The organism is Acidimicrobiales bacterium (assembly GCA_036273495.1).
In the GTDB taxonomy this organism is placed as follows: domain Bacteria; phylum Actinomycetota; class Acidimicrobiia; order Acidimicrobiales; family JAJPHE01; genus DASSEU01.
On sequence record DASUHN010000136.1, the window covers coordinates 1 to 4,997 of the forward strand.

At 69.8% G+C, this 4,997-nt stretch carries 4 protein-coding genes; all 4 read right to left on the reverse strand.

Features of this window, described 5'->3' with window-relative positions; translation table 11 throughout:
- A partial coding sequence (locus tag VFW24_05825; GenBank protein HEX5266272.1) for an ATP-binding cassette domain-containing protein occupies nt 1-344 on the reverse strand: 344 nt, incomplete at its 3' end.
- Nucleotides 328-2,262, reverse strand: a complete 1,935-nt coding sequence (locus VFW24_05830; GenBank protein HEX5266273.1) for an ABC transporter permease — start codon at nt 2,260-2,262, stop codon at nt 328-330. The genes VFW24_05830 and VFW24_05825, both read right to left, overlap by 17 nt.
- 18 nt (nt 2,263-2,280) lie before the next feature.
- Entirely contained in the window at nt 2,281-3,765 is a 1,485-nt protein-coding gene (locus VFW24_05835) for an ABC transporter substrate-binding protein (GenBank protein ID HEX5266274.1), read from the reverse strand.
- A 232-nt stretch (nt 3,766-3,997) separates the two neighbouring features.
- Nucleotides 3,998-4,867 carry an amidohydrolase family protein gene (locus tag VFW24_05840; GenBank protein HEX5266275.1) on the reverse strand — a complete coding sequence of 290 codons (870 nt, stop codon included), beginning with the start codon at nt 4,865-4,867 and terminating at the stop codon, nt 3,998-4,000.
- Between the last annotated feature and the right edge of the window lie 130 nt (nt 4,868-4,997).

Below are 4,997 nucleotides of genomic sequence, written 5' to 3' on the forward strand. Positions count from 1 at the left end.
CGGACGGTGAGGTTGGGGAAGACGCCGCGCCCTTCGGGGATGCTGCACACCCCGGCGCGGGAGAACGTCTCGGGCGACACCCCGTTCACGTGCATGCCGGCCACGTGGACACAGCCGCTCGTGGCGGGCACCAGGCCGGCGGCCACGTTCAGCAGGGTGGTCTTGCCGGCGCCGTTGGGCCCCATGAGGGCCACGACCGACCCGCGGGGGACGACCAGGTCGACGCCGTGGAGCACCTCCACCCGCCCGTAGCCGGCCCGCAGCTCCATGATCTCCAGGGCCGGGATGGCGGCCAGCCGTTCGGCCAGCGTCGTGACGCCCGGGACCTCAGCTGGTGACGACAAGGCCACCCTCCTCCCGCCCTGCCGCGAAGCCGTCGTCCCGCGCCGGGGAGATGCCGGCGGGCGCCGCCCGGCGCTGTTGCCGGGCCCGCATGGAGCCCCGCAGCGAGCGGATGTTCTCCACCGCGTCCGACAGCTGGGTGGCGATCCCTCCGGGGTTGCGGCCGAGGGTGATGGCGCCGAGGCCGACGAGCAGCAGCTGGAAGTTGGGGATCGACTGCAGGTGGCGCTGGATGACCGGGCCCGAGGCGTAGAACACGGACACGAGGAAGGCGCCCGGGACGCTGTCGATGCCGCCGAGGGCCACCAGCAGCAGCACGATCAGGCTGGTGAGCCACTGGAAGTCGGTGGGGCCGACCTCGCCCTGCCACCCGCCGTACATGGCCCCGCCCAGCCCGGCGATGCCGGCGGCCAGCACGAAGGCGGTGACCTTGGTGGCGGTGATGTTCATTCCGATGGAGGCGGACGCCGCCTCGCTGTCGTTGATGGCGGCCAGGCGCCGCCCGAACGGGCCGCGCTTGATGGCCATCACGCCCACCGCCAGGGCGGCGAAGAGGATCGACACCTCCATGAGGAACGCCTTCTGGGAGTGGACCAGGAAACGTCCGACGTTCAGGATCCCCCCGAAGCCCAGGAGCTTGTTGAAGAACAGGTTGTCCATCCCGTAGGCGAAGGCGAAGGTGGCCAGGGCCAGGTACAGCCCCCGCAGCCGTAGAACGACCAGGGCCAGAACCCCGCCGATGAGAGCCGGGAGGGCAAACGCCGCGACCAGCCCCACGATCGAGTTGCCTCCCGCGACCTTCCCCATGAAGTAGGCGCCGAGCCCGGCAAAGGTCATCTGGGCCAGCGACACCTGCCCGCCGTAGCCGGCCAGCAGCACGAGGGAGAGGACCACGATCCCGATGCAGAGCCCGGAGCCGAAGGTGAGCAGGTTGCCGGCGGACAGGATCTGCGCCATGACGAACGTCCCCGCCACGAACAACACGGCAATGCCGAGGGACGGCACCAGCGCCACCGCCTGGCGGCTGCGGCGCAGGGCCAGCCGCGCCGTCTGCAGCCGCTCCTGACGCAGCAGCAGCAGGGCGGCGAACAGCACCGCCATCGGGATCACCGGGTTGAGGTTGGACAGCAGGTTGTTGGGCAGGTAGCCCACCGCGTAGGACCAGACCAGTCCGAGGAACAGGCCGCCCGCCACCGTCAGCGGGAGGCTGCGCAGCCGTCCCGCCACCGCGGCGGCGTAGCCGAAGACCACCAGGAGCGTGAGGTTGAGCTGGTCGAGGTACTGGAGGGGGGCGATCAGGATGCCCGCCAGGGCCGCCAGTGAGGCACCGAGGGCCCAGGAGAGCTGGGCGGTGCGCTGCGGGCTGGCGCCGGCACGCGCCGTGAGGTCGCGGTCGTCCACTACGGCACGCATGGTCATCCCCACGCGGGACCGGGTGAACAGCACGCGGAGCAGGACCGCGACCGCCACCGCGATGCCGAGCACCATGAACTGGTAGTAGGTCACGACGACGCCGAACAGCGAGGCCTGACCGGGGACCAGCGAGGGCAGGTGGCGGGTCACCGTCGGGTTCCACGCCCAGTCGGCCAGGCCGAGCAGGAACAGCAGGATCCCCAGGGTGACGACGAGCGTGACGCCGAGCGACGCCCCGTACAGGGAGCGGATGAAGAAGCGCTCGATCAGGGCGCCGAACAGGGGTGCCATCACGAACAGGACCACGACCAGCGCGATGACCACGGGCACGTGCCACTGCACGGTCAGCTGCCAGTAGGTGAAGGTCATGAACATGCCGATGGCGCCGTGCCCGAAGTTGAAGATGCCCGACGTGGTGTAGGTCACGACCAGGCCGGTTGCGGTCAGGGCGTAGAGGCAGCCGTAGATGATCCCGAGAACCAGGTACGACATGAACAGGCTGTGCATCGGCCCTACTTCCCGGCTCTAGACATGGGCACGGAAGAACGTGCCGTCGCAGCGGAAGCCGGTCGGGGGATCGTCCACCTTGGTGTACTTGCCCCCCTTGAGCTGCAGGATCATGTAGCACGGGCTCGGCTGTTTGGCGCCCACGTCGATGTTCGGGAACATGCCGTTGTCGGAGAAGCCGTGGGTCCCGGCCAGGGCGGCCAGGACCGCCTTGCGGGTCAGGTGGGGGCCGGCCGTCTTGAGGGCCTGGACGAACAGGGCGGCGTTGGCCCACGACGTGTCGGCGAACTGGTCCGGCGTGAAGCCGGGATTGGCCTGCTTGAGCCACTTGTCGAACAGGGCCACCTCCGGCACCGTGCCGGCGTCCTCACCGAGGAACAGCTCCTGGATGGTCGTGGCGTACTGGCCCTCGACGTTGGCGGCTCCGCCGGACTGGCTGATGTAGCCGCCGAAGTAGCAGACCGGGCAGTGCCAGAGGGCGGGCTTCCAGTTCTGCTGGGCGGCCTCGTTGGCGAGGTCGGCGGCGTCCGGGGCGTTCACCGACTGGAGGAACACCTCCTTGATCCCCTGTGACCGCATCCGGACCACGTCGGCGGTGAAGTTGGACTGGGCCGGCGGGAAGTCGTCCTCGTACTTGATCGTGTAGCCCTGAGCCTGCATGTCCTGCTCGATGCCCTTCCAGGCCGCCACCGCCGCCGGCTGGTTGCCGACGAGCGTGCCCACCGACGTGATGGCGTCGGGGAACTTGGACTTGAAGTACTGGAAGGCCCCCGTGGGCCCGCCGTAGGCGAACGGGTCGATGCTGTACTCGTTCGGCAGCGCCGCCATCTGGGGGTTGAGGGCCTGCTGGACCAGCGGGATGTCGGTGTGCTTGGCGAGGATCTGCGCCCCGCAGTTGTCGTCCAGGGACCAGCTGCCGACGAAGGCGAACACGCTGCCGACCAGGTTCTGGTAGTCGGACTCGTTCTGGTTGCACTGCAGGCCGTCGTCCGACGCCACCAGCTTGAGCTGGCGCCCGAACACCCCGCCCTGGGTCTGGTTGATGAAGTTGAAGTAGGCCTGGGTGCCGTTGGGGCCCCCCTGGAAGAGCCCGGGGACCGGCCCGCCGAGGTCGGAGACGTTCCCGACGGTGATCGTGTTGCCGGTCACCCCGACGTCGGTGGCGCCGCCGTTCCCACCGGCGGGCAACGTGGTGGCCGACGTGCCGCCCGACCCTCCTCCGCCGGCGGTCCCCCCGCCGCCCGAGCCGGTGAGCCCCGACCCCGACGTCCCCCCGCCGCTGCTGGTCCCGCCGGCCAGTCCTCCCGTCGAGCTCCCGCTCCCTCCGGCCTCGATCCCGCTCCCGGACCCGCCGCCTGCTCCGCCGGTGCCCCCGCCTCCGACGCCGCCCTGGCCCTGGGCCGCCTGCAGCGCCGCCTTGACCTGGCCCGAGCCGACCCGCAGCCCGCACGCCGACATGGTCAGGGTGCACAGCACGAGCATCGCCACCCGGGTCCTGGTCACTGCCCGGCGGCTCCGCCGGCCCCGGCCCATTCCGGTGTCAACCGGCACTCGTCCCTCCCGATCCCCAAGACTGGATGCCTGTCGGCGGCCTATTCGCCCCCCGCGGTGGGTAATCCTGTCACCTTCCGGGCCAAATCTGAAACCGGTTCCTATTTTATGGCGGCGGGCACCCGGGTCCTTCGGACCACGCCCGCCGCTGTCGGCGGGGACCCCCCCGCCCCGCCGGCCCGGCTCAGGTGAGCTTCAGGACCCGGGCGGCGTTGTCGTGGAGGAACTTGGGCCACACCTCGTCGCGGAAGGGGACCGACGGCATGTCGGTCATGATCCGCTCGATCGACAGGCCCATCGGGAAGTAGCCGGCGTAGATCACCTTGTCGGCGCCCCGGGTGTTGGCGTAGTCGATGACCGCCTTCGGGTAGTACTTCGGGGCGAAGGCGCTGGTCGAGTAGTGCAGCCCCGGCCACTTGAGCATGAGCTTCACGGCCAGGTCGGCCCACGGCTCGCACCCGTGGCGGGTCACGAACACCAAGTCGGGGAAGTCGTACATCACCTCGTCGATCAGCTCGACGTGCTGGGGGGCGAAGCGGATCCGCGGTCCCGGCACCCCCGCACAGCAGAAGATCGGGATGTCGAGTTCCACGCACTTGGCGTAGATCGGGTACATCTTCTTGTCGTTGATCGGAACCTGGGGGAAGGTGCCGGCCGGGAAGCAGCCGACGGCCCGGGTCCCGTAGGTCTCGTACTCCCGGACCAGGCGGCGGATCCCCTCCATCCCCTCGTTGGGGTCACAGCTCGAGGAGGCGATGAACCGGTCGGGATGCCGCTTGAGGGCCAGCGCACCGGTTCCGGCCGGGTCACCGACGCCGATCATCCCCTTCTCGATGCCCCAGCGGTCCATCTCCCCGAGGGTCACGCTGATCGGGTCCTCGCTGTCGGTCAGCTGCTTCTCCGGGACCTGCTTGAACATGTACTCGACGGGGAACTGGAACTCCTCGCGCGACTGGCGGTCCTTCGTCTGACGAGTGATGAAGGCGTAGGTCTGGGCCATGTCACGGTGGGGGAACCCGATCATGGTGTCGATGATCGGAACGCCCTGGGGCATGGGCACGGCTGGCTCCTCTCGTGCGGGCGGCTCCGGCGGGCGGTTCACGGCGCCGGCCGCTGCATACAGTAGGCGGCCGTGCCGCCGCTGCCTCTCGACGGTGTACGCGTCGTCGACACCACCGACGAGC